We start from the raw sequence: 25,055 nt of genomic DNA, 5'->3' as shown, positions 1-25,055 counted from the left end.
TAGCGGGGGGCGGGTGCCCATGTCAGTTGCAAGAACCTCTTTATGGCTTGTCGGCCTGCTGCTCAGCGGTTGTTCGATGGTGCCCGATTATCAAACGCCCACCTTACCCCTGGCCGCGCAATGGGATGCCGGGGCGTCGGCGTCGGCGGCGCAGGGCGGGCGCTGGTGGCGCGAATTCCACAGCGCCGAGCTGGACCAGTTGATCGCCCGTGGCCTGGCCGCCAACTACACGCTCAAGGCGGCGGTCAGTCGTATCGATGAAGCCCGCGCTTCGTCGCAAGTGGCGGGCGCGGCGCAGTTTCCGGCGCTGAATCTGGGAGGCAACTTCCAACGCCAGAACAATTACGGCACCACACCAAAACGCAGCGTGTTTGCCGAAGCCACCTATGAGCTGGACTTCTGGGGCAAACAGCGTGCAGCGGCAGACTCGGCAGACGCACTGGCCAAGGCTACGGTGTTTGATGCCGGCACCTTGCGTATGAGCTTGAGCGCAAGCATCGCCGACAGTTATTTCCAGGTGCTGTCCCTGCAAGAGCGCCTGCGCCTGGCCCAATCCATCGCCGACGATGCGCGCCAAGTGCTCGACCTGGTGGAGGTGCAAGCCCGCCAGGGCGCCGTGTCCAACCTGGAAGTGGCCCAGCAGCGCAACGCCCTGCAAACCTTCGAAGCGGCCATGCCACCGCTGCGCCAGCAGCGCGACCAGGCGTTGTATCAACTGGCGGTGCTGGTCGGCGCGCCGCCCGAGGGCTTCCATTTGCAAGGGGATGGGCTCAAGGGGCTGCAAATTCCGCAGCCGACCACGGGCCTGCCGATCGGGCTGCTGCGCCAGCGCCCGGACATTCAGGCCGCCGAAGCGCGCCTGGTATCGGCCAACTTCGATGTCGGCGTGGCGCGTGCGGCGTTTCTGCCCAACCTGTCCCTGGACCTGCTGGGCGGTATCGACACCCTGGCCGGCGGGCAAATCTGGAGCACCATCGGCACCCTCAGCCAGCCGCTGTTCCAGGGCGGCCAACTCAAGGGCCAACTGCATTTCGATCAAGCCCATGTGCAGGAGCTGACCGCCAGCTACCGCGAATCGATCATCGAGGCCCTGCAAGACGTCGAGACCCAACTGAGCGCTACCCGTGAGCTGGACAAGAGCTACGCGCTCAACCAGGCCGCTGTCGACTCGGCCCGCGAAGCCGCGCGGCTGGCCCAGGTGCGCTACCGCTTGGGCTCCACCGATTTCCAGACGCTGTTGATCGTCGAGCGCACCCAGTACCAGGCCGAAGACAGCCTGCTTCAGGTGCGCCTGCAGCATTTACAGGCCGCCGTCGGTTTGTTCCGCGCTCTGGGCGGTGACTTCTCCGACGCCGGCCTTGCTTCCCAATCTCCCGTACAGGTGGCTCAGCCATGAGTGTCTCCAATTCCCGTCATCGCCTGGTTCTGGGCACCCTGATCGTGCTGTCGCTGGCCGTCGTGGCCGGGGGCGTTCATTGGGTCCGGCGCGCGCAGGCCGCACCGCTGCCGGTGGAGGCAAGTGCCGTGCCGGTACGTTTGTCGACGGTCAGCCGTCAGGACTTGCCGATCTGGATCAGCGCCATCGGCAATGTGCAGGCGCTCAACAGCGTCAATGTGCGGGTGCGGGTCGACGGCGAGTTGCAAAAGATCCTGTTCAACGAAGGCCAGATGGTCAGCGCCGGCAGCCTGCTCGCGGTGATCGACCCACGGGTGTATCAGGCGCAAGTCGCCCAGGCCCAGGCATTGGTGGCTAAAGATCAGGCACAACTGGCCAACCTGCGTGTCGACCTCGACCGCGCCAGCAAATTGGCCGCCGCCAAGGCCGGGCCGACCCAGGATGTGGACACCTTCCGTGCCCAATTGGCTGCGCAACAGGCCACGGTGCAGGCTGATCAGGCCGCGCTGGACAGCGCACGCCTGCAGTTGGAGTTCACCCAGGTCAAGGCGCCGTTCACCGGGCGCACCGGCCAGCGCCTGCTGGATGTCGGCGCTATTGCCCACGGCGCCGAGGCCACGGGGCTGGTGACCATTACCCAGATGAACCCGATTTCGGTGGCGTTTGCCGTGTCCCAGGATGACTTGGCCGAGATTCTTCAAGAGAACGCCAAGGGCGCGTTGCAGGTGGTGGCGATGACCCGCGATGGTCGCCAGGCGATTGCGCAGGGGCGCTTGAGCTTTATCGACAGCCAGGTGGCGGCGGCCAGCGGTCAGGTGCAGCTCAAGGCGCAATTCGATAACACCGCCGGCCAGCTGTGGCCGGGTGAACTGGTCAGCGCGCGCTTGCTGGTGCAAACCCACCAGGATGTGACTGTGGTACCTGCCGAGGCCGTGCAGTTCGGTCGCCAAGGCAATTTTGTGTACGTGGTGGGCGAAGATCAGCGCGTGCAACCCCGGCAGGTCGACGCCGGTACCGTGGTCGACGGCAAACAGTGGATTCGCCAGGGCCTGAACGCCGGGGAAACCGTCGTGGTACAAGGCCAATCCCGTGTCGCCCCCGGCGTCAAGGTGATGCCTGCCAACACCGACACTGCTGTGCTGGCGGAGACCAAGCCATGACGGGCCTGGCCGGTTTGATTCAACGCCGCGTCGGCCTCAGCCTGTTGGCGGTGGGCGTGATGCTGCTGGGCGCGTTTGCCTACTTCCAGTTGCCGGTGGCACCGCTGCCGACCGTGGATTTTCCGACGATTCAGGTCACCGCCAAACTCTCCGGCGCCAGCGCCGAAACCATGGCCTCCTCGGTGGCGACGCCGTTGGAGCGGGCGTTCGCCGCCGTGCCGCAAGTCACCTCGATGACCTCATCGAGCGCCGCCGGCAAGACTCAGATCGTCCTGCAGTTCGATCTCAACCGTGACATCGACGGTGCGGCCCAGGATGTGCAGACCGCGATCAATACCGCCACGCCCAACCTGCCCAAGACGATGTCCAGCGCGCCGACCTTCAACAAGGTCAACCCGGCCGAAGGCACCGTGCTGTCCCTGGCGGTCACGTCGCCCACACGCACCTTGCCGGAGCTGGACCGCTACGCCGACAACTACATCGCCCAGCGCCTGTCGCAGATGCCCGGTGTGGGTCTGGTGGATTTTCACGGTGAACAGAAACCTGCCGTGCGCGTGCAGATCGACCCGGATGCGCTGGCCGCCCGTGACCTGACGCTGGAGGACGTGCGCAGCGTGATCGGTGTCAGCACGCTCGACCAGCCCAAGGGCAGCCTCGACGGGCCCAGCCGCTCCATCACCCTTGGCGCCACCGACCAGATGCTTGACCCGCAGCATTACCGGGACCAGGTCATCGCCTATAAAAATGGCATGCCGATCAAGCTCGGCGACCTCGGCCGCGTCATCGCCGGGGCCGAAGACACCCAGCAAGCCGCCCAGTTGGGGCGTGAGCCGACGGTGATCGTCGATATTCATAAACAGCCGGGCTTCAACCTGCTGTCGACGATCGCCACGCTCAAGGCCAAGTTGCCTGAACTCACCGCTTCGTTGCCGCGCGATGTGCAGGTCCAGGTGGTCGGCGATCGCACGCAAACCATCGAAGCCTCGGTCAACGACATGCAATTCACCTTGCTGCTGTCTATCGCGCTGGTGGTCGTGGTGATCTTTATCTTCTTGCGCAAGGCCACGGCCACGCTGATCCCGAGCCTGACCATCCCGCTGTCGCTGGTGGCCACGTTCGGCGTGATGTACCTGTTGGGCTACAGCCTCGACAACCTGTCGATCATGGGCCTGGCGATTGCCGTGGGTTTTGTGGTGGACGATGCCATCGTGGTGATGGAAAACATCGTGCGTCACCTGGAAATGGGCAAGTCGCGCTTGCAGTCGGCGGTGGATGGCCTGCGCGAAGTAGCGTTCACCATTGTGTCGATGACGGTGTCGTTGATTGCGGTATTCCTGCCGATTTTGTTGATGTCGGGGATCGTCGGGCGCTTGATGCGCGAGTTTGCAGTGACGGTCAGCGTGGCGATCCTGATGTCGTGCATCGTTTCGCTGACCATTACGCCCATGCTTTGCGCCTGGCTGCTCAAACCTCACGCCGAGCAACCAGAGGGGCGCTTCGCCCAGGCGTGCGAGCGCGCCTTCACGCGCTTGCACAATGGCTACCGACGCAGCCTGGACTGGGTGCTGGACCATCAGCGCATGACCCTGGCGGTCGCCATTGCGACCTTGGCCGCTACGGCGGTGCTGTACGTAGGCATTCCCAAGGGCTTCTTCCCACAGCAGGACAACGGCCTGATCCAGGGTGTGGCCGAAGCGGCGCCGGATATCTCGCCGTCGGCGATGCGTGCCCAGGTCAACCGCGCCGCCGAAGTCATCGGCCAAGACCCCGCGGTGGCACGCGTGTATTTCTGGATCGGTCCCAACCCGACCGTCAGCCAGGGCAAGGTGATGATCAACCTCAAGCCCTTCAGCGAGCGCACCGCCAGTGCCGCTGACGTGATCCGTCGCTTGCAGCCGGCGCTGGATCGCCTGGACGGTGTGAAAGTGTTCATGCAGGCCAACCAGGACATCCAGATCGGCGGTCGCGCCAGCAAGACCCAATACCAATACACCCTGCAAGACCCGGACAGCGTTGAATTGGACCACTGGAGCGGCGTGCTGCTGGCCAAGCTCAAGACCTTGACGCAACTGCAGCATGTGACCTCCGACCAGCAGCAGGCCATCGCCCAGTCGACCCTGGTGATCGACCGCCCGACGGCCGCTCGCCTGGGCGTGACGGTGCAGGCGATTGATGACGTGCTGTATGACGCCTTCGGCCAGCGCCAGGTCGCAACGATGTTCACCCAACTGGACCAGAACCATGTGATCCTCGAACTCGACCCGAGCTGGCAAACCTCCACCGCCACCCTGGCGCATCTGTTTGTGCGCGCCAGTTCCGGCGCGCGGGTGCCGCTCGACCTGCTGGCGAGCGTGCAGACCGAGCAAGTGCCGATCATCATCAACCATCAGGGCGTGTTCCCGGCGATTACGCTGTCGTTCGACCTGGCGCCCGGCCAAGCCCTGAGCAATGCCGTGGATGCCATCAACCAGGCGAGCCTGGCGGTGGCGATGCCGGACACCGTGGTCGGCAGTTTCCAGGGGACCGCTCAGGCGTTCCAGGACTCGCTGAAGTCGCAACCGTGGCTGATCCTGGCGGCGATCCTTACGGTGTACATCGTGCTCGGTGTGCTTTACGAGAACGCGGTCCACCCGCTGACGATTATTTCGACGTTGCCGTCTGCCGGGTTTGGCGCCTTGCTGGCGCTGATGCTGTGCGGCCAGGACCTGTCGGTGCTGGGCATGATCGGCATCATCCTGCTGATCGGCATCGTCAAGAAAAACGCGATCATGATCGTCGACTTCACCTTGCAGGCCCAGCAGCAGGGTATGTCACCCCGCGAGGCGGTGCGCGAAGGCTGCTTGCTGCGTTTGCGGCCGATCCTGATGACCTCGCTGGCCGCTTTGCTGGGGGCGGTGCCGCTGGCGTTCGGGCATGGGGCCGGGGCTGAATTGCGCCAACCGTTGGGTATTGCGATTGTCGGCGGGTTGGCGGTTTCGCAGATTCTTACGCTCTACACCACTCCCGTAGTCTATCTTTGGTTCGAACGGCGGCGTCGCAAGGCACTGCCCGACACCAAGGGTATTGCGGTTTGAACGCGGCAGTGGAACCTCGTATGGGCATGGATTTCAGGCAAAGCCTGACGAAGCGGATCGTGATTGTGTTTGCCCTGATGAGTGCCTTTGTAGCGGGAGTGTTTGCCGCAGGTATCGTGGCGACCGTGCATGTCGTCGAGTCCAAACTCACCAGTGCCGACCTTGGGGGCGGCTTGAACCGTCTGTTGCGCCAGGACGATGCTGGCGCCTGGAGCCACCACCCGGAAAAAGACGAGTTGTTTTTTGCCCAGGGCGAGTCGGGCGACATGGCCCTCGACCCGGCCCTGGCCACGCTGGCGCCGGGGTTCCAGGAAATCGAGTATCAGGGGCAGTCTTACTACGCGGTTTCCCAGGTGGTGGACGGTCGCCAATATGTGCTGTTGCGTAATCAGGAAAGCTTCGAGCAACGCGAGCGCGTGCTGTTCGCTGCGGTGGCGGTGGGTTTTGTGCTGAGCATTCTGCTGGCGATCCTGTTGGGCCGCTTGTTGGCTCGCCGGGTCATGGCGCCCGTGATCCGCCTGGCGCGGCAGGTGCGCCATCGTGATCAGTTGCTGGACGTGGCGCCGCCCCTGCATCCGGACTACGCGGTAGATGAGGTGGGGGAGTTGGCCCTGTCCTTCGATAAGACCCTGGGTCGGCTGCGCGACGCGTTGAGCCGGGAAAAGCTCTTCACCAGTGACGTCAGCCACGAATTACGCACGCCGCTGATGGTATTGGCCAGCTCCTGTGAGCTGTTGCTCAGTGACCCTTCCCTGGATCAGCGCTCGGCAGCGCAGGTCGGCCGCATTGCCCGGGCCAGCGATGAAATGCGCCAACTGGTGGACACCTTCCTGATGCTGGCGCGGGCTTCGGATGCCCGGGAAAATGGCGCGCAGGCCACCCTGAAAGAAGTGGCCGACGGTTTGGTCGAGATCTGGGGGCGGATGATTCGCGAAAAAGGCTTGACGTTCATCTATGCCAGCGAACACGCCTCGTCGCAGTTGTACAACCAGACGTTCCTGCAATCGGTCATGGGCAACCTGCTGCGCAATGCCTGGCACTACACCGACCAAGGGTTTATTCGCCTGACCCTGAGTGAGCATGGCTTCAGCGTGGAAGACAGTGGTATCGGCATTCCCGATGACAAGCGCGAAGCGATGTTCCAACCCTTCGTACGCGGCGAACAAAGCCGTGGCGAAGGGTTGGGCCTGGGCCTGTCGCTGGTGCAGCGGATTTGCGGCATTCAGCAATGGCGGGTCGACCTCACCGCCAGAGAGCCGAACGGCTGTTGTTTCGCCGTGAGCCTGGAACGCAACGCTTGATCAATGGATGCACCGCGATCCAAATGTGGGAGGGGGCTTGCTCCCGATCGTGGCGGGTCAGTCGGCAGATATACCCACTGACCCACCGCTATCGGGAGCAAGTCGAATCGTTGCACCGCCCCTCCCACATTTAACCCAGGAGCGGCTTGTTTAGCGCATATGCAGGATGATCGGGCTGCTGCTGGCCGGGTCGGTCTGCCCGCGCAACTTGCTCACCGCTGGGGCGTCCACCGCGCCGCCATGGTTGCCCCAGGTACTGCGCACGTAACTCAGCACTTCGGCGATTTCTGCGTCCGACAACTGCTCACGAAACGCCGGCATGCGGTACGCGTCCGGCATGCCGGCGGTCACGACCCGTTGTGAGCCGTTGAGGGTGATGTTGATCGCTGAGGCACTTTCCGTCGCCAACGCCGAGGTAGCACCGGCCAGGGGCGGCATCCACTCGGGCTGGCCCTTGCCGTCCGCGCCGTGGCAGGACGCGCAGCGGGTGGCGTAGGTGTAGGCGCCGGGGCGGGTGTCGACGGCGGCGTTCTGGTATTGCCAGGGCGTGCCGTCACGCTGCGGGTCGCCGGGCAGTGACTTGAGGTAATGGGCGATGGCTGCCAGGTCCTCGTCGTTCATGAACTGGGTGGAGTTATTGAACGCCTCGGTCATCGAGCCATAGACCACGGCATGCCGGTTGCGACCGGTCTTGAGGAACTGCACGATCTCAGGCTCGCTCCAGCGGCCCAACCCGGTGTTGGGGTCCTGGCGCAGGCTGGGTGCATACCAGCCGTCGAGCAGGGCGCCTGCGAGGAACGGGGTGCCGGACTCATCCAGGGCTTTTTCATTGAAGGCCAGGCCGCGTGGTGTGTGGCAACTGCCGCAGTGGCCGGGCCCCTGGACGATATAGGCGCCGCGATTCCATTGCGCATCCTGGCCGGGTTTGGCCGCGTACGGGGCGCTGGGGGCAAACAGGCCGTTCCAGAGTGCAATGGGCCAGCGCATATTCAACGGCCAGGGAATATCACTGGGGATATTGGGTTGGTTGGAAGGCTGCACGCCCTTCATGAAAAACGCGTACAGCGCACGCATGTCGTCATCGCTGAGCTTGACGTAGGACGGGTAGGGCATGGCCGGGTAAAGCCGTCGCCCGCCGGGTGCCACGCCGTGGCGCACCGCACGGTCAAAGTCGGCCAGGGTGTAGGCGCCGATACCGGCGCCCTTGTCAGGCGTGATGTTGGTGGCATGAATCGCCCCCAACGGCGTGGCCATCTCCAGGCCACCGGCGAACGGTGCCTTGCCCGGCAGGCTGTGGCAGGCCACGCAGTCACTGACGCGGGCGACATACTCGCCGCGGCTGACCAGGCCCGGGTCAAAGGTCTGTTCCTGCTCGAAAGGCGTGGCGGGCTGGCGTGTGACATACCAGGCCAGCGCGCCGGCCGCGACCAGGCCGGCCAGCACCAGCCAGCCTGCGGTTCTTGCGAATCGTGGGTTGTTCATGGGCGGTTCCTGTCGGTTAGGCGAACGTATATCGGCTCAATGGCAGGCTGCGGATGCGCTGGCCGGTCAGATGCGCCACCGCATTGGCCACGGCGGGCGCCACTGCAGGCAGCGGCGGTTCACCGATACCGCCCATTTTTTCGCCACTCTCGACGATCTTCACGTGCACCTGCGCCATGCGTGAAGGCGGCAGGATCGGGTACAGGTCGTAATTGCGCGCCCGGGGTTTGCCGTCTACCCACACCGACTCTTCCACCAAGGTTTGCGACAAGCCCAACGCCACGGCGCCATGCACCTGCGCCTCGACAATCGCCGGGTTGACGATGCTGCCCGGGTCGATCGCTTCCCAGATGTGATGCACCTTGACCTGGCCATTTTCAATCGACACTTCGGCGACCACCGCCGCCTGGGAGCCGAACGGCGAGGCCATGGCGATGCCGCGGGCGCGTCGGCTGCCATCTTCCGCGGTGTACGGCCCGCGCTTCCAGCCGCCGGACAGTTCCGCCGCCGCTTGCAGCAGGGTGGTCAGCCGTTTGTTGTCGCGCAACAGGTGCAGGCGCAACTCGTAGGGGTCGTGGCCGCCTTTGTCGGCCAGTTCGTCAAGGAACGCCTCGTAGAAGAAGTCATTGAGCGAATTGCCCACCGAACGCCAGTAGCCGAGCATGGGCGCGCCTTTGACGTAGATCTGCGCGATGCGTTTGTTCGGGATCGCGTAGGCTTTGCCCGACAGCCCTTCAAGGGCCGTGGGGTCGATTTTATCGCCCTGTTTGCCGGCAAGGGCTTCGGTCGGGCCTTCGGTGGCGCTGACCGCCTCGAGGGCGACCGGCAGGCCCTTGTCGTCCAGCGCAGCGCGGAACTTGACCACGGCGACCGGGCGCAGCACATCACGCAGGAACTCTTCTTCACGGCTCCAGATCAACTTGACCGGGCGGCCGACTGCCTTGGCCAAGGCAATGGCCTGCGGATACGGGTTGGCCGAGTCATACAGGAAGTGCCGGCCGAAAAAACCACCGAGCAACGGCGAGTGCAGGGTGATCTTCGCGGGGTCGAGCCCGGTGCGCTTGGCGATATCGCCGCGGAACATGTCCGGCGCCTGGTTGGGCAGCCAGACCTCCAGCGTGCCGTCGGGGTTGAAGCGTGCCAGGGCCGACGGTGGCTCCAGTTGGGCGTGGTTCAGGTATTGGTTGTGGTAGGTGGCTTCGACCTTGGTTTTGGCATTCGCCAGCGTACCGGCTACATCGCCTTCCTTTTCGTCGTCACGGGCTGGCCCCTGTTGGGCGGCAAGGAAGTCACGGTGCTTGTCGCTGGAAAAATTCGCAGGCATGACCCGCAGCGGCGAGTCGGCCTGCGCTTCCAGCCAGTCCACCTGGATCGCCTCGACGGCACGCTTGGCATGCCACCAGCGTTCGGCAACCACGGCCACTGCGCCGGGCAGTTGATGGACCGAGTGCACCCCCTTCATGGCTTCGACCTGCGCCTGGTTGCGCAGGCTGCCGACGGTCATGCCCAGGCGCGGCGCATGTTGCACGGCGGCGTGGAGCATGTTGTCGACCTTGAGGTCGATGCTGTATTGCGCCTTGCCGGTGGACTTGTCGTAGGCATCCAGGCGTTTGACCGGCTTGCCGATCCAGCGGAACTGGCTTGGATCACGCAGGGTGATCGTTGCCGGATCGGGCACCGGCATGTCCAGCGCGCGACCGGCCAGTTCGCCATAACCCACCGAGCGGCCGGAGGCGGTATGCACGACGCGGCCGGGTTGCGTGGTCAATTGGGCCACGGGCACGCCGAGCTGTTCGGCACCGGCCTGCAGCAGCATGGCGCGGGCCAGGGCGCCGAGGCGGCGCATGGTCGGGTAGCTCATCCGCACCGACATACTGCCGCCGGTGATGCGCATGCCGTTTTCCATCACCACATAGGCTTCACCGGGCGGGGCAGCCTCGACGATAAAGGTGGCGGGGTCGGCATCCAGCTCTTCGCCGACAATCTGCGCCATGGCGGTGTGGGTGCCTTGGCCGCCTTCCATGAATGGGCTGCGCAGGTGAATGCTGCCGTCCGGGCGGATTTCCAGGAACGCCGGCACCTGGGTACCCCGTTCTGCGGCGTTGGCTGTGGCTGCCAATGCCCTGGGCGAACTCAGCGGCAGGCCGAAGCCAATGACCAGCGCGCCCACGGCGGTGCCGGCAAGGAAACGACGGCGGGACAGGTTGACCGGATCGCCCAGGGGCAGGTCGAGGTTTTTGTCGGAGGTATTCATCAGACGACCTCCTTCGCCAGGTCCTGCATGGCGGTATGGATCGCGTTATAGGTGCCGCAGCGACACAGGTTGACCATCGCCGCGTCGATCTGCGCCGGCGTGGGCGCTGGGGTGTGCTTGAGCAGCGCCGTGGCCGCCATTACCTGCCCGGACTGGCAGTAACCACACTGCGCCACCTGATGTTCGACCCAGGCCGCGACCACGCGCTTGCCTACGTCATCATTTTCAACGGCCTCGATGGTGGTGATCTCCCGTCCCACCACGCCGGCCACCGGCGTCACGCAGGAGCGCACCACGTTGCCGTCCACCAGCACCGAACAGGCACCACACTGGGCCAGGCCGCAACCGTATTTAGTGCCGGTCAGCCCCAGGTCATCGCGGATAACCCACAACAAGGGCGTGTCGGCGTCGGCCTCAACCTGATAGGCCTTTTGGTTTATACGTAATTCCATGGCTGGGTCACCTGCTGATCATCGGTTGGTGGTGCTGATTTCTTATAGGAGTGGTGCGACAACAAGTCGCCCATCGTCGAACTCTAGACCAGCGCGCAAGGGGGATCTATCCGCTAGTCGGCAAGTTCAGAGGATCAGGCAAGTATTCGAGAGGATTGGGTGAGCGTACGGGTTTCAGAAATCGACGGTGGCTGATAGCACGAGGGTGCGCGGCGCGCCTTGGGAGAAGGCACCGTAGGAAGCCACGCCGGACCAATAATGGCGGTCGAACAGGTTTTGCACCGAGGCACGGAATGTGGTCGGTCGTTCGGCGATGCGCGTGCTGTATCGCGCGCCGGCATCGATGCGGGTCCAGGGTGCCAGTTGCTGGGTGTTGTCCTGGTTGACGTATTGGCTGGCGGTGTAGAGCGTGCCGCCGGTCAGCGTCAGCCCTTCTGCCCAGGGCACATCCCATTCGGTCCAGAGGTTGGCCTGCACCTTGGGTGCACCCACCGGCGTATTGCCCAGGTCGGCGGCAACGCCGGTTCGGGTCAATTGCGCATCCAGCAACGTAATACCGCCGAGCAGGCGCACGCCTTGGGCGACTTCGCCCAGCAGGCTCAACTCCAGGCCACGATTGCGTTGTTCACCCTGTACTGAAAATCTCCCGTTGACCAATTCGCCACTGGGCTTGGAAATCTGGAACAGCGCCAGGGTCGACATGAAGGTGCCGTAGTCGAGTTTCAAGCCGAGTTCGTGCTGCCTCGAAACGTAAGGCGTAAAGACCTCACCGGCGTTCGAGGCGTTGGCGGGGGCAATGTCACCCTTGCTCAGACCTTCGACGTAGTTGTAATAGAGCGACACATGCTCCCACGGCTTGACCACCGCGCCGAACAGCGGTGTGGTCTTGCCTGCGTCGTAGGTCGTGGCCACCGTGCCGCTCGCAGTGTAGTTATGCGACTGGATGTGCTGCTGGCGCAGGCCGACGGTCATTTGCACACGTTGCTCCAGCAGCGACAGGGTATCGGCAATGGCGACGCCGGACAGTTCGGAAGTGGAGACCTTCAGGGCGTCCGGCTTGGCAATCGATGGCTCAGGGCGGTCGACGGGATGGTAGAGGTTGGACAGGATCGGCGTACCGGAATTGATCCCGCGCGACAGCTCGTCGCGATAACGGCTGACCTGCACGGTGGTGCTGTGGCTGATCGGGCCGGTATCGAAGTGCAGGCGTGCACCGCCATCCACTGTGTACCGCCGGACCTCGAAACGGTAATAGCCAGGGGTCGATGAGGTGTCGCCGGCGGTATTGATGATTGTGGGTGTCTGATCGGACAGGCGTGCCACGCCCGATTGGCCGCCACCGGCATGGGTGAATACGGTGAGTGTGTCGCTCAGGTCGTACTCTGCGCTGAAGAGGGCGGATTTATCCCGGGTTTTCGACCAGCCCCATTCCTGGCTCACGTTGGTACGCCCATTGGCGGCGTCGGGAATTTTTATACCTGGGGCGATCAGGAACGGTCGGGAAGCGGCGTCGAATTGTTCCTGTTGGGCGATCAGGTCCAGGCTGGTACGCAAGCGGTCACCCTGGTAATCGAGGGACAGGGCACCGATGTCGACTGCACGCGATTGCGCGTCGACGCGTGTATCGCCTTGTTGCACGCCGCCATTGAAGCGCACACCGAAGCGGCGTTCGTCGCCGAAGCGTCGGCTGATATCGATTCGATTCGCGACGTGCGCATCTTGTGCGTAGCTGGCGGTGTAACGGGTCAGGTCCTCATCCAGGGAGCGTTTGGGCACCACGTTGATCACCCCGCCGACAGCGCTGTTCGGCGAGATGCCGTAGAGCAGGGCGCCCGGGCCTTTGACCACTTCGACACGCTCGGCGTAGTCGGTGAAGACCCGATAGTTGGCGGCCACGCCGTACACGCCGTCGAACGCCAGCTCACCGAGGTTGCCTTCCCCGACAGGAAAGCCGCGTATGAAGAACGAATCGACAATCCCGCCCGCCTGGCCGGTGGAGCGCACCGATGAGTCTCGTTCCAGCACATCGCCTACCGTCACGGCCTGCTGGTCCTGGATCAGCGACGCGGTGTAGGTGCTGAGGCTGAAGGGCGCGTCCATCACATCCGTATTGCCCAGCATACCCAGGCGCCCACCGGCGGCGGCCTGGCCGCCCGAGTAGGGCTGCGGCAAACTCTCGGTACGGGGTGTAGCGCCGTTGACCGTGGTGGCGGACAGAATGACCTGGCGCAGCATCAGGGTATAACTGCCGTCGTCGCGCGGCACCATCTCCAGGCCACTGCCGGCGAGCAAACGCGTGACGGCTTGCTGGGCCGAATAAGTCCCGGACAGCCCTGGGCTGGTGCGCCCTTCGGTCAAGGCCGGCAGGAACGACAGGGCAATACCGGCGTCCATGGCGAAACCCGACAGCGTGGGGCCCAGTGGTCCAGGGGCAATCCGGTAGGTGCGTGGGCTGAGCGAATCCAACGGTGGTGGGGTGGCTGCCAGGGCCGCGCCGGCTAGCGCCAGGCTGAGCAGCGTGCTGCGAATGACGAGCATGAAGAGGCCCCTTATTTATCGGTGCGCCGGGTCAGGCGGGGGCAAGGGTGACCCAATAGCCGCTCAAATGGTCGGCCGCACGCACCGGGTAGGTGTGCACCAGCATGTTCAAGGTGCGCTGGGTGTCGCTGATGGGGAAGGCGCCGGAAATGCGCAGGTCGGCAATCGCCGGATCGCAGCGCACGAAGCCTCGGCGGTAGCGTGCCAGTTCGGCGACAAAATCGGCCAGGCGCATCTTGTCGGCCATCAGCATGCCCTGGGTCCAGGTATCGGCGTTGCGATCGGCCAGGCTCGGCGCGTCGACGGTCTGTGCAGAGAAGGCGGTGCGTTGCCCGGCATTGACGACCAGCGGCGACGTCTGACGGTTCTCGGCCAACGCTACCTGCACCGCGCCTTCGAGTACCACCAGCTGGGTGCGCGGACCCCGTTCACGTACGGTAAAGCGCGTGCCCAGGGCACGCATGCGGCCTTGGCGGGTATTGACCAGAAACGGCCGGGGGAGGGCGGCTGTATCCGTTGCGGTCTGCACCAGGATCTCGCCCTCGCGCAAATAGACCAGGCGCTGCTGGTGGTCGAACCGCACATCGATGGCCGTGTCGGTATTGAGGGTGATGCGCGAGCCATCGGCCAGGGTCAGTTCGCGGCGTTGGCCCACGGCGGTACGGTAGTCCGCTGTCCACTGCTGGGATTGGGCCAGCTTCCAGCCGCCCCAGCCCACGGGCATCATTGCCAGTAACAAGGCCAGTTTGCCCAGGGCCGCGCGCCGTTCCGGGTGGCTTGGCCGATCGAGTGCCGACATCGTCAGGGACGGCGGCAGGCCGCCCAGCGTACTCTGCAGCCATTGTGCCCGCGCCCAGGCGCGGGCACGCTCCGGCGTACTGACCTTCCAGCGTTCCCAGTCGGCACGCTCGCTGTCGTTCAGGTCGTTCTCGCTCAGGCGCATCAGCCACTCGGCGGCTTCTTCGAGGGTTTCGGCTGTCAGCGGTGGCTCTCTACGCACTGTGGGCATTCATTCGACCCACATCAGGCATTGCAGGAAGGCTTGTTTCATGTAGCGCTTGACGGTGATCAGCGACACGTCCAGTTGCACGGCGATGTCGTGGTATTTGAGGCCGTTGATCTGCGACAGCAGGAAAGCACGTTTGACCATGGGCGGCAGCGCGTCGAGCATCGCATCGATTTCATGCAGGGTCTCCAGCACCAGAAAGTGCGATTCCGGCGAAGGCGCCTCGTGCTGCGGCGCATGGGCGAGCGCATCCAGGTAGGCGCGTTCCAATGCCTTGCGCTGATACCAATTGACCAGGATGCCCTTGGCCACGCAGCTCAAGTAAGCCCGTGGCCGCTCGATGACAGTGACTTGGGAGGCGAGGATGCGAGTGAAGGTGTCCTGGGCCAGATCCGCCGCATCCATGGCATTCCCGAGTTTTCTTTTCAGAGTGGCGTACAACCAGCCGTGGTGCCCGCTGTAAAGCGCCTCGATCGCGCGCAGGTGGTGGTTGTGATCGTCGGAACAGGTTTCGCTCATGGCGCGCATTCGTGCAATTGAGAAGTATTCCCAATGCTAAAGGGCAAAGCCTTGATCGCGCAACGCCCATGAGGTCAAAAAAATATTCAGGAGGCTGATACTTTTTCGCGAGTCGACTGGCAATAGGCGTAATTCCCATTGCCTCTCGTTGAAAGGACCCCGATGTCATGCCCGTCACTCGCCGGTTAACACTCGCCATTCGTAGCGCCTTGATTCTGGCCGTCTCAAGCCCCCACGCCTGGGCCGCCACCCCGGAACCGGCTGACGGCACGCAGCCCCTGACCCTTGACGCAACCAACGTCAACGCCCGTTACAACGGCCCTGGCGACTTGCCCGACGTGCTTGCCGGCGGCCAGGTGGCCCGTGGCGCTCGCCTGGGTATGCTGGGTAACAAGGACGTGATGGACACACCATTCAGCGTGACCAGTTACACCGCCAAGACCATGGCCGACCTGCAAACCGTGACGGTGGCCGATGCCCTGGAGCGCGACCCGTCGGTGCGCTCTACCGGGCAGACAGGAGGCATCGTCGATTCGTTTTTCATTCGTGGGTTTGCCGTCGGTGAGGGCAACCTGGGCGAGTTGGCCTACGACGGTGTGTACGGCGTGGCGCCCAACTACCGGGCCTTCACCGACTATGCCGAGCGCATCGAAGTGCTCAAGGGGCCGGGTGCGCTGATGTACGGCATTTCGCCCAACAGCGGTGTCGGCGGGGTGATCAATATCGTGCCCAAGCGCCCGCTGGACCAAGACTTGACCCGTTTCACCGGTAGCTACGCCTCGGACTCCCAAGTAGGGGGGCACCTGGATATCAGCCGCCGCTTTGGTGACGAAAACCAGTTCGGCGTGCGTTTCAACGGCAGCCTCCAGGGTGGGGACACGGCGGTCGACAACCAGAGTCGCGACGTGGGGGTCGGGGCGATTGCCCTGGATTATCGCGGCGAACGGTTGCGCCTGAACCTCGACTACATCAGCCAGAAAGAAAGCTTCGACGGCGCATCGCGACCGTTCACCATTGCCGCTGGCGTGCAGGTGCCGTCGGCCGCCAATGGGCGTACCAGCCTGCCGCAGAAATGGGGCTGGTCGGACACCCAAGAGCAGTCGGCACTGCTCGGCGGCGAATATGACTTGAACGACTCACTGACCGTGTTCGCCCATGCGGGCGGCGGCCGGTCGGATGTGAAACGCATGTCCGACCAAGTGCCACAGATCCTCAATGACGCCGGTGACACCCGCAATACACCCGGTTACTACAAATTCAATGTCGATCGTTCGACGGCTGATATTGGCCTGCGGGGCAACTTTGTCACAGGCCCGGTGAGCCATATCACCACGTTGATGGCGACTCGTTATCAGGATGAGTTGTCCCGTGGCATCAACAACGGTACGCCGATCCTTTCCAACATTTATCACCCGGTGGATGTGCCGAAGCAGTCCATCAACAGCCCCAAGGTGTTGCGCATTTCCGAATCGGAGTTGTCCGGCCTCGCATTGAGCGACACCCTCGGCGTGCTGGACGACCGTATTCAGTTGACCCTGGGCGTGCGCCGCCAGGATAGCGAGTCGCGTAACTACGCGGCCACGGGCGTCGTCAGTTCGCGCTACAAAGACAACGCTACGACGCCGCTGGTGGGGGTGGTGGTCAAGCCCTGGGAGGATGTTTCGCTCTACTACAACTATGTGGAGGGCCTGAGCAAAGGCGATATCGCGCCGGGCACGGCGGTGAACGCCGGGGAAGCCTTTGCGCCGTATACGTCCAAGCAGCATGAGTTGGGTGTGAAATATGAGCACGGCACCTTCATGACCACCGTGGCGCTGTTCCAGATTGAGAAGCCCGGCGGTGAGGTAGGCGCTGACGGTGTGTATTCGGTGCAGGCCGAACAGCGCAACCGGGGTGTCGAGTTGAGTGTGTTCGGCGAAGTGGCCCCCGGCACGCGCTTGATGGGCGGTGTGACGTTGCTCGAGGGTGAGCTGACCCAGTCGGCCACTGCCGCCAACCGTGGCAATAAACCGGTCGGCGTACCGGACATCCAGGCCAACCTGTGGGGCGAATGGGATACGCCTTGGCTGGAGGGCTTTACCCTGACCGGCGGGGCGATCTACACCGACCGTCAATACGTCAACCAGGCCAACACCCAGGTGCTGGGTTCCTGGACACGCGTCGATGCCGGTGCACGCTATGCGACGAAGATCGAGGGCCGCCCGACAACGTTCCGCGCAACGGTGCAGAACGTGTTTGATCGTGAGTATTGGTCGGGCGTTGCGTCGTATGGGGCTTTTTCGCCAGGCTACCCGCGCACCTTGCAACTGTCGGCCACGGTGGATTTCTAAGCACGGGCCAAACGGCGGGGGAGCGTCCTGCAACGCTCTCCCGCCTGATCACTCAGAGCAGCACCCGCCGCAGCCTGCCGCTCAGCGGTACGCTCCTGTGGTCGGGCGAAGGCAGCGCTCGCCCCGTCAACCCCATCCCTTCACTCACCAGTACCGCACCGTCCACTCGGCATACATTGGACGGTGTATCCAGCCCGCGGGCCAGCACTTCTACCTGCCCGGTTTTCAAGCCGCATCGCAGCAGCCGCCCGCTGAAACGGGTAAAACCGCCATGCAAAGGTTCGCCACTCCAGTCCGGTGGCAAGGGCTCTTGCAGGTGGCTGCAGAGTTCCAGCACCAGTAGATGCCCGTCCGGGCAGAGTGCCAGGCCGGTAGGCAGTTGCAGGCCGTGAACCACCACGTCGATACGCCCACTCGATGGGTCTACCCGAATCACTTGGCCGGCGCGGTCAGCGAAGTCGATGCCTTTGCGCGCAGGATCAGCGTGCAGTTCACCGGAAAACAGGCTGATCAGCACCGCATCGGTCTGGGCTTCGTACACCAGGGTGACGGGCACGGCGTCCTGGCCTTGCGCCAGATCGGGCAATTGCACCAGCACGCGCTCGTCCGCGCCGCTGCTGAACTCCACCAGTTGGTTGGTATCGGGCTTGACCGCCAGCCAACTCTTGCGGGTGGGGTGATAGCACAGCGCATTCAGGTTGCCCCGGCTATGGAATACCGGCTCAGGCGGGCTGTATTGCAGGTCCAGCAGTTTGGAACCGCCAACGTAATCGGTCTGGCTGGCCAGACAGCGCCCGCCACCGCAGGCGATGTCCGACAGGCCCATGATCTCATCGCGCAGCATGCGCGCCTGCATATTCATGGCGCGAAACCCTTGGGCCAATACCTCGCCAGGCAGGTAGGCGCCGGGCTGATGGGGATCGGGTCGCAGGCGGCTGATACGACCGCTGAACGGCTGGTCCGGCAAGCCGGAGCCGGCTTCGGCCAGCAACAGGCTGCCATCGGCTTGCAGGCACAGGCCGCGGGGGTTGAGCAAGCCTTCGGCGATCAATGTGCTGGGGCGCAAGTTTTCGCCGGGCTGCGCAGGTATAAGAAGGGTCATGACTGATGCTCCGTCTGCGGCGGCTGCCACGGTTCACCGGTGAGGTACGCCCGCAGCAGCGCCCGCTGGCAGGGCGACATCGAGCGCACCACCGGCATGAAAAGTGTGGTGCCTTTGTACACGTCCGAGGTGCGCGCGAGGATGGCATCTTTGGCGCCCATGACTGCGTCAGGCTGATTCAACGCGACGTAGCGCGACATGGCAGGGAAGGCCAGGTAGTGAAAACGCAGGACCTTGGGATACATCATTGCCCAGGTGATCGTGGTGCCCTTGGGAATGCCGAAATCGGTCTGCGCGTATTTGCGCAGGTTGGTGAAGTAGGCGCCGCTGGGATGGCCATTGACGCTATAGGCCAGGGCGACGAAACCCGCCTGGGCGGCACTGCCGGGTTTGAGCGTGACGGGGAAGCGGACGCTGGGCTGGCCGGCTTCCAGCGTCACGCTGGCGGGCACGTTGAGGAAATCCCAGTATTGCGGGGCGTCGTAGACCGCCGGTGCGCCGGGCGTCAGGTCGATCCGGGTGGTGTTGGGCACCGCGCCGCCCAGGTAGCTGACATACAGGGTAATCGACAAACCCTTGGGGTAATCCTCCAGGTACACATTGCGCTGGTCGGCATACACCCGGTACACCGACTCGATGGCGTTCAGTGAGGTCTCGGCCACCCGGTTCGGCGCCTTGATGGCCAGGGCGCTGGCCTTTACCGCCTGCTGCTGGCTGGTGTTCAACGGCACATCGACGATACCGCCGTACACGTAGTAATTGACCAGCGGGCTGGCGCTGGGGTCGAGGGTGATCAGGGGGGTGGTGCCGGCGGTCAGCGTGACCGGGCCGTAATTGGCGTTAGGCCCGATGGGGCTGGTGATGTCGTCCCTGACGGCGCGGAAAGTCTGTTTGGGGATCACATTGACCATATCGAGGCTCAACAGCGCCGCATTGGCCAACTGCGCGTAGCCCGTGTTCCTGGTGTCCTGGTTGATCAGTTGCCGGCCCGGCTGGCAATCGAGGGGTTCACCGGCAAACGCCGGGGCCAGGGTGCCGATGACCCGGCCGATGCTCGGGTTCGGCGTATCCCGGCCGTTGGCGTAGTCGTCGACCAATTGCGCGGTGGTCATCTGCGGGCACATTTCGAACATCACGAAACGCAGCACGATCCCGGTGGCCCCCGGCGCCTGGATGATCGCGCGCAGGCCGCTGCTGTTCTGGTTCCAGCTGACGATACTGCTCAACGGGAAAGTCAGTTGAAAGGTGCCGCTGAACCGAAAGGAACCCGGTGCATCCATGCTGGGCGGTTCCAGCACGCGTTTTTTCACATCCAGGCTGCTGCACACCGCATTGGCGTGAATCAACAGTTGGATGTTGTCGTTGTTGCCGATCTGCAGGCCGCCGACGAAGATCTGGGTGGTGGTCGAGGCCGTGGGGTCCAGGTCCACCATCATCGGGCCGGAAATCGGTCCTTGTTGGGTCACCGGGTCTATGGAGCCCAGCAGGTAGACCGGCTGGCCGACCTGGTCGCCGCTGGTGCCGACATTGCCCGGGCTGCCTTGGGAACTGATCAGCGCGTTCTTCATGCTCACCACATGTTGCCCGTAGTGGTTCCAGCCGCCGGCGGTGTAGTAATTGCCGTTGGGCGTGTTGATCATGTTGTTCAGTTGCTCGTCGCTATACAGCTCGGCCTCGGGGGCCAGGGTGGAGGTGGTCAGGTCAAACAGCGGCCAGTTGGCGTCCGAGTTCTGCGGCAGGGTCGGGGAGTTGTTCGGCAGGCTGACGTCCGTGCGGATGCCGCCCCAGAAATTCAGTCGGGGTCCGTTGAGGATGCTCATGGTCTATTCCTTGTCCTTGGGCGATGGGTTGCCCGGCGCGTTGGCGAATTTGAACAGGTAGGAGAAGTCGGACTTGTAGCGGCTCTTCACCGGCGTCGCCATGGAGTGGCAATTCATGCAACTGCTGTTTTGCTGGATATAGCTCTCCATGGTCACGTTGGCCGACAGTGCCGGGGTCGGGTCACCCAAGGGGTTGCCGGGGTCGTTCGGTGTGGTCGGGCGCTGGGTGGTGATGAGCTGGTAGTACTTCAACGGGCTGTTTTGCAGCCCGGTGTTGGCGCGGTAGGTCGTGTTGACGGCCTGGGTGATGTCGGCAATCGGGGTCACGCGGCTGAGCGGGTTGGGGGTTTGGAATGTCATGCCCGGTTTGGGCACGCAGACCAGCTGGGTGCCGTGGGTTTGCCAGTCGCAGGGCGACTGGTTGGTGGTTTTGGCGTCTGGGTTGAAGTAGCTGTAGGTGCCGTTACTACTCTGCGCAGACGGCAGGTTGTCGACCTGCTCGAAGGTTGACCAGATCCACTGCGTATAGCCGGCCGCCTTGGTGATGACATGCAGGCCTACCAGCCCCAGGTAGGCTTCGGTCACACCGGTACGCTGGCCCTGGCTGTCGAATGTGGGCACACGGGCGAGCATCGTCAGATAGCGGCTGGCGTTGTCGTGGGGGGTGAGGATGCGCCAGCTGGACTTGACCTCGATGACCCCATTGGGGAAAGCGATGTTGTTCGCCTTGGACACCACATTGGCGTTGTAGAAGGTGTTGCCGACAATGTAGTTGTAGGAGATCTCGTTGGCCGAAATGTCGTAAAAGGTCGGGTTACCGGCCTGGTCGATCAGCCAACCGCCGACCGCCTGGTCAACCGAGTTGACCTGCGAGCTGTTTTTCAATGCGGCAATATTGATGATGCCCAGGCTTTTGGCGAGTAGCGGGGTGTTCCACGGCCCCGGGTTGGCGGCCTGTGGCAGGAATATTTCTTCGACCGTCTTGTAGGTCTGCCACACGGTGTAACCGGCAGCGCCCGGTGTTTTGCTGCAGTCGGGCTGGCCGCGCTGCCCGTTTTGTGCCGGCCAGTTCAAGGCGATAAACAACTGCCAACTGTAGTTATCGAACGGTCCTTGCCCGGCGTCGGCGGCCGGTGCGCTGGTCGGCGGCCGGCAATTGAGCTGGGTCGCTTGTGCCGACGGCTGGGGAGCTTCCCGGGCCTGGGCCGACAGGCTGGCCAGCCCGAGTAACATCACACTCAGTAGCATTTTCATGGCGGTTCATCCTTGAAGGTCAGGGCTTGCGCTGCATGAGCTGGTTCCACTGCGCCTTATGCCCATTGCTCTGGTCTGCCGGTGGCTCGAACAACTGGCAAGGCGGCGGGTTCGACGGGCACATGGCGGCCACTTGATTCCAGGTCTCGGCCGGGTCGGGCTTGGCGATGCGAAAGTGGGTGTAGTTCTGGCTGACGATGGGCGCGTTGGCGACGCTGGTGTCCCCCGAGAAGAAAAACGATTGCGGCAGTCGGTAAGGCGGCTTGCCCGTCTGCTGCTTGTTGAAGGCATAGCCGAACAGAATCGGCCCCGACGGCGACTGCAAGTCCAGGGCGTAAGCCTGCACGCTGCCATTGAGGTGTTGGCTGCGTTCGACGCTGTAGGGCAGGTGCTGCACGAAGTCCTGGCGCGGCGGGTGGTTCATCGGCGAGAACATGCAGCAGGCCGGCATGTCTTTCGGGCGGTCCTGCGGGTACGTGAGGAAGTACGCCTTATTGCCCAGGGACACGAAGGAGCAGCTGTAATTGTTGTTCTTGATCGGAAAGATCGGCAGGCAGTACTTCTCGTAGTGCTCCATCATCGCGCCGAAGCCGTCGCCGTCTGCCGGGATGTAGGTGGTGTCGTAATAGCTGGTGCCCTTGGATACCGTGTAGTCCGAAGGTTGCAGGGTCGAGGGCGGGTTACTGTAGGGCGGTGGGTTTTTCTCGTAGTTGTGCATCACCCGGTACATCGTCCACTCGCTGATCCATTGCGCCGGGAAGAACGGGTCGGACGGCTCGCCGGGAAGCCGTTTGGCGATGCAGTTGCCGTTTTGTTCATTGCATCCTTCGGTGTTGTGCACGCCGTTGGTGAAGTACACGGCAGCGTCGTCGGCAAACGCGCCGGGGCTGAGCAGCGTTAGCAGCAGCAACAGCCGGTTCAAGAGGCGGGTATTCATCATCACACTCCTGTGTTGTGCCGGGTGACGCAGGTGTCACCCGGTGGTTCCGTCAGTGGTTCAGTGGTAGTCGCTCATGCTGAGCGGTATGGGAGGGTAATTGCGCTTGACCAGGGCTTGTGCCCACAGCTCCAGCACCGCGCGACGGCTTTGCGGCATGTCGCGGGTGATCGGCATCGCCAGGGTGCTTTCTTCCTGGTACGGCTTGCTGATCAGCACAATCAACTGGTCCACGGCGCCTTCAATGCGCGTCAGGGAGTTGAGCGGCATGTACTTGCTCATGATCGGGTACAGGTAATAAAAAGGTTGCAGGATGAAGGGGTAGATGAAGGTCTCCCAGATGATCTGGCCGGCATCTTCGCGCTGGTAAATCAGGTTCCACGCATTGACGAAGTCCTGTTGCAACTGGGGTTCCAGCGGCAGCACGCGCAACGGCGCGAGGAAGTCGGTGTAGGCTTGGTTGAGGGGGAAGCTGAAGGGGATGGTCGGTGCCTGCTGACCTTCCTGCACAAAGAAACGCAGCGTGGGAAACCCCGGTGCCTGGGCCGTGACGGTCAGGTTGGCGATACCGTTGGCGTCGGTCTGCACTTTGGCCAGGCTGTATTGCACGGTGTTGCTGAGGGGGTCCTTGAGCGTGCCTTGCATGGGGATCGGGTTGGCAAAGGTGAGACACGGGCTCAAGGCAACCGAAGCCGGTGTCGGCAGAAATTGCCGGTAGGTCACAGGCTCGGTCTGATCGTCGGACACGGCGAGGCGCGTCGCCATCAGCTGGCGGCCGGTGCCTTCGGTGATCTGGCCGGCCAGCGGTATCGTCCCAATGAATTGCGGCAGGTTGGGGCTGTTGTTGATGGGGTTCTGCGGGTCGTTGTTGAACAGCGTGAAGTCCGCATCATTACTGAATGCCAGGTAGTAATCGGTGGTGCACAGCATGTAGGCGTTGTTGTATTGCGCAACCCACAGCGTGGTACCGGCCGGTGCCGGCTGGCCGTCGAATTGCACCATGATCTGCAGCGTCTTGGTGTCTCCCACATCGATGAAGCTGGCGCTCTGCACCACTTCGGCGGTCCACAGTTGCTGGGTCGCGGCGATGATGGCCGTGGTGCCGGGTTGTTGCAGTTCCAGGCTACCGGTCTGCAACAGGCTTTGTGCATCGACCGTCAACGGCAGGTCGAGGATGCCCGAGCGCTTGTCGAATTGCGCCTGTTGGTAATCGTCGTAGCCGAAGCTGGCGATGGGGGTGAATTGCGTGCCCTGGCGCACGCCCACTTGATAGTCGCCGGCCTGGTATTTGGCTGCGACGGGGATGTCGGTCTTGGGCTCCAGGGGATAAAACGGGAAGGTGTTGCCCAGGTCCAGAGACAAGGTATTGCCATGGGCCTGGGCCGAGATCACGCCGAGCTGCGCCGAGGTGGCATCGCTCGGTGAGGTTTTGTAGATCGGCACCGTCTGGGCGGGTACCAGGCGCCGCCCGGCGGGGGCAGTGGGAAATTCGTCATCGAACCACAGGCCCAGGGTGCCCACCGTACGGCTATAGGCCGGGTTGAAGAAAATATCGCCGACGTTGTCCAGGCCCTGTTGATACATGGCCTGCACTTTAGCCTGGGCCTCGGGCGTGGCGTCGTGGGTATCGATCGGTGGGTAGTTGTTGAGGATGCCGTTCTTGTCGTAGCAGGTCAGGTAGGTGGAAAAGCGGAACATCAACCCCTTGGCATTTTGCTGTTGCATCTGGGTTTGCAGGTTTTGCAGCAACGCTGAATTGCCGAGCACCCAGGACAGGTTTTCTTTCGGGAAGCAGGTTTGCCAGGTGGTGGTGACGTAGGCCAGGCCGCCGAGGTTGGCCCAGTTGAAGTTGAGAAAGCGGTCGAGCATGCGGTGCTCGCGCTTGAGCGTCAGGCCACATTGGGCATTGCCCAACACCAGGCTGTCGAAGTACAGCGCGGTGAAGGTGTTCTGCCAAGGGCTCACATCGACGAAGCGCGCCGGTGAGTTCGGCGCACCGCCGAACGAGTTGCCGAGCAACTGAAAGCTCTGGTTGATCAGCGGGTCCTGGCTCACGTAGCCACCCCCCGGCAGCTCGCCGCCAGTGATCACCGACTGCGTCTGGTTGTAGCTCACGGTGCCGCAGGCGTTGTCGCCGAACAGGTTCCATTCGCCGGGGATGGTCGGCGCGGCCAAATTCGCGGCATTGCCCGGCACCTGCATGACGTAGGCGGGCACCTGGGCCGGCGGCAGCGGCGTTATGGTCCAGGGCAGCAGAGTGCTGGCAGCGTTCCATGGCGTGATGTCGAAGTCTTTCAGGAACCGCCAGTTCATCTGCATCTTCACCGCGTCGTAGAGCGGGAACATGTCATTGTTGTTGGCGGTCGGCGGGTTCCAGAACATATGGCCGCCGAGGTAGATGCGCGGGAAATTCAATACGCTCATGTCAGG

16 protein-coding genes are annotated in these 25,055 nt (G+C 63.3%); 5 read left to right on the top strand and 11 right to left on the bottom strand.

Features of this window, described 5'->3' with window-relative positions:
• The first annotated feature begins 19 nt into the window (after positions 1–19).
• From ACQRBV_RS25010 to ACQRBV_RS24995, 4 genes are read left to right on the top strand one after another with little or no spacing between them, the layout of a single operon-like run.
• On the top strand, positions 20–1,396 hold the full coding sequence (locus tag ACQRBV_RS25010) for an efflux transporter outer membrane subunit (protein WP_411984665.1): 1,377 nt from the start codon (positions 20–22) through the stop codon (positions 1,394–1,396).
• The gene (locus ACQRBV_RS25005) at positions 1,393–2,556 is read left to right on the top strand and encodes an efflux RND transporter periplasmic adaptor subunit (protein WP_411984664.1); all 1,164 of its coding nucleotides are present in this window, start codon (positions 1,393–1,395) and stop codon (positions 2,554–2,556) included. The genes ACQRBV_RS25010 and ACQRBV_RS25005 overlap by 4 nt, the downstream gene beginning before the upstream one ends.
• Positions 2,553–5,630, top strand: coding sequence for an efflux RND transporter permease subunit (locus ACQRBV_RS25000; protein ID WP_411984663.1), 3,078 nt, complete (start codon positions 2,553–2,555; stop codon positions 5,628–5,630). Before ACQRBV_RS25005 ends, ACQRBV_RS25000 begins: the two co-directional genes overlap by 4 nt.
• A gap of 26 nt (positions 5,631–5,656) precedes the next feature.
• Positions 5,657–6,931, top strand: coding sequence for a sensor histidine kinase (locus ACQRBV_RS24995; RefSeq protein WP_104996112.1), 1,275 nt, complete (start codon positions 5,657–5,659; stop codon positions 6,929–6,931).
• Between the two features lie 150 nt (positions 6,932–7,081).
• Here ACQRBV_RS24995 and ACQRBV_RS24990 read toward each other — a convergent pair whose 3' ends face one another.
• From ACQRBV_RS24990 to ACQRBV_RS24965, 6 genes are all read right to left on the bottom strand, one after another.
• Positions 7,082–8,413 (bottom strand): c-type cytochrome, encoded by a 1,332-nt coding sequence (locus tag ACQRBV_RS24990; RefSeq protein WP_411984662.1) that lies wholly within the window; start codon positions 8,411–8,413, stop codon positions 7,082–7,084.
• 16 nt (positions 8,414–8,429) lie between these two features.
• Positions 8,430–10,667 (bottom strand): xanthine dehydrogenase family protein molybdopterin-binding subunit, encoded by a 2,238-nt coding sequence (locus ACQRBV_RS24985; RefSeq protein WP_244383843.1) that lies wholly within the window; start codon positions 10,665–10,667, stop codon positions 8,430–8,432.
• Positions 10,667–11,119, bottom strand: coding sequence for a (2Fe-2S)-binding protein (locus ACQRBV_RS24980; protein WP_060755441.1), 453 nt, complete (start codon positions 11,117–11,119; stop codon positions 10,667–10,669). The genes ACQRBV_RS24985 and ACQRBV_RS24980 overlap by 1 nt, the downstream gene beginning before the upstream one ends.
• Positions 11,120–11,293: 174 nt before the next feature.
• A complete protein-coding gene (locus ACQRBV_RS24975; RefSeq protein WP_411984661.1) occupies positions 11,294–13,657 on the bottom strand; it encodes a TonB-dependent siderophore receptor in 2,364 nt (787 codons plus the stop codon).
• Between the two features lie 31 nt (positions 13,658–13,688).
• Positions 13,689–14,666 carry a FecR domain-containing protein gene (locus tag ACQRBV_RS24970; protein WP_411984660.1) on the bottom strand — a complete coding sequence of 326 codons (978 nt, stop codon included), beginning with the start codon at positions 14,664–14,666 and terminating at the stop codon, positions 13,689–13,691.
• Entirely contained in the window at positions 14,667–15,182 is a 516-nt protein-coding gene (locus ACQRBV_RS24965; RefSeq protein ID WP_198763550.1) for a sigma-70 family RNA polymerase sigma factor, read from the bottom strand. It abuts the gene before it with no gap.
• A 167-nt stretch (positions 15,183–15,349) separates the two neighbouring features.
• Between ACQRBV_RS24965 and ACQRBV_RS24960 the strand changes: the two genes are divergently transcribed.
• Complete coding sequence (locus ACQRBV_RS24960) at positions 15,350–17,512, top strand: TonB-dependent receptor (RefSeq protein ID WP_411984659.1); 2,163 nt, start codon at positions 15,350–15,352, stop codon at positions 17,510–17,512.
• 52 nt (positions 17,513–17,564) lie between these two features.
• On the opposite strand, the gene ACQRBV_RS24955 is transcribed toward ACQRBV_RS24960, so the two are convergent.
• The 5 genes from ACQRBV_RS24955 to ACQRBV_RS24935 are packed head-to-tail and all read right to left on the bottom strand — an operon-like array spanning position 17,565 to position 25,049.
• Positions 17,565–18,614 carry a hypothetical protein gene (locus ACQRBV_RS24955; RefSeq protein ID WP_411984658.1) on the bottom strand — a complete coding sequence of 350 codons (1,050 nt, stop codon included), beginning with the start codon at positions 18,612–18,614 and terminating at the stop codon, positions 17,565–17,567.
• A complete protein-coding gene (locus tag ACQRBV_RS24950; protein ID WP_205345518.1) occupies positions 18,611–20,434 on the bottom strand; it encodes a hypothetical protein in 1,824 nt (607 codons plus the stop codon). The genes ACQRBV_RS24955 and ACQRBV_RS24950 overlap by 4 nt, the downstream gene beginning before the upstream one ends.
• Positions 20,435–20,437: 3 nt before the next feature.
• A complete protein-coding gene (locus ACQRBV_RS24945; RefSeq protein ID WP_411984657.1) occupies positions 20,438–21,688 on the bottom strand; it encodes a hypothetical protein in 1,251 nt (416 codons plus the stop codon).
• Between the two features lie 19 nt (positions 21,689–21,707).
• Positions 21,708–22,625 carry a hypothetical protein gene (locus ACQRBV_RS24940; protein WP_411984656.1) on the bottom strand — a complete coding sequence of 306 codons (918 nt, stop codon included), beginning with the start codon at positions 22,623–22,625 and terminating at the stop codon, positions 21,708–21,710.
• Positions 22,626–22,685: 60 nt separating this feature from the next.
• Complete coding sequence (locus tag ACQRBV_RS24935; RefSeq protein WP_411984655.1) at positions 22,686–25,049, bottom strand: hypothetical protein; 2,364 nt, start codon at positions 25,047–25,049, stop codon at positions 22,686–22,688.
• Positions 25,050–25,055 lie beyond the last annotated feature (6 nt).

It is taken from the genome of Pseudomonas sp. R11F, from assembly GCF_050312575.1.
Classification (GTDB): Bacteria; Pseudomonadota; Gammaproteobacteria; order Pseudomonadales; family Pseudomonadaceae; genus Aquipseudomonas; species Aquipseudomonas palleroniana.
The sequence above is the reverse complement of the archived record's forward strand: the minus strand, read 5'-3'. Positions and strand labels throughout refer to the sequence as shown.

Coding starts and splice junctions, on each gene's coding strand:
- ACQRBV_RS24985 (WP_244383843.1), bottom strand. CDS start 10,667: ATGAATACCTCCGACAAAAACCTCGACCTGCCCCTGGGCGATCCGGTC.
- ACQRBV_RS24980 (WP_060755441.1), bottom strand. CDS start 11,119: ATGGAATTACGTATAAACCAAAAGGCCTATCAGGTTGAGGCCGACGCC.
- ACQRBV_RS24975 (WP_411984661.1), bottom strand. CDS start 13,657: ATGCTCGTCATTCGCAGCACGCTGCTCAGCCTGGCGCTAGCCGGCGCG.
- ACQRBV_RS25010 (WP_411984665.1), top strand. CDS start 20: ATGTCAGTTGCAAGAACCTCTTTATGGCTTGTCGGCCTGCTGCTCAGC.
- ACQRBV_RS25005 (WP_411984664.1), top strand. CDS start 1,393: ATGAGTGTCTCCAATTCCCGTCATCGCCTGGTTCTGGGCACCCTGATC.
- ACQRBV_RS24935 (WP_411984655.1), bottom strand. CDS start 25,049: ATGAGCGTATTGAATTTCCCGCGCATCTACCTCGGCGGCCATATGTTC.
- ACQRBV_RS24995 (WP_104996112.1), top strand. CDS start 5,657: ATGGATTTCAGGCAAAGCCTGACGAAGCGGATCGTGATTGTGTTTGCC.
- ACQRBV_RS24965 (WP_198763550.1), bottom strand. CDS start 15,182: ATGAGCGAAACCTGTTCCGACGATCACAACCACCACCTGCGCGCGATC.
- ACQRBV_RS25000 (WP_411984663.1), top strand. CDS start 2,553: ATGACGGGCCTGGCCGGTTTGATTCAACGCCGCGTCGGCCTCAGCCTG.
- ACQRBV_RS24950 (WP_205345518.1), bottom strand. CDS start 20,434: ATGAGCATCCTCAACGGACCCCGACTGAATTTCTGGGGCGGCATCCGC.
- ACQRBV_RS24990 (WP_411984662.1), bottom strand. CDS start 8,413: ATGAACAACCCACGATTCGCAAGAACCGCAGGCTGGCTGGTGCTGGCC.
- ACQRBV_RS24960 (WP_411984659.1), top strand. CDS start 15,350: ATGCCCGTCACTCGCCGGTTAACACTCGCCATTCGTAGCGCCTTGATT.
- ACQRBV_RS24945 (WP_411984657.1), bottom strand. CDS start 21,688: ATGAAAATGCTACTGAGTGTGATGTTACTCGGGCTGGCCAGCCTGTCG.
- ACQRBV_RS24955 (WP_411984658.1), bottom strand. CDS start 18,614: ATGACCCTTCTTATACCTGCGCAGCCCGGCGAAAACTTGCGCCCCAGC.
- ACQRBV_RS24970 (WP_411984660.1), bottom strand. CDS start 14,666: ATGCCCACAGTGCGTAGAGAGCCACCGCTGACAGCCGAAACCCTCGAA.
- ACQRBV_RS24940 (WP_411984656.1), bottom strand. CDS start 22,625: ATGAATACCCGCCTCTTGAACCGGCTGTTGCTGCTGCTAACGCTGCTC.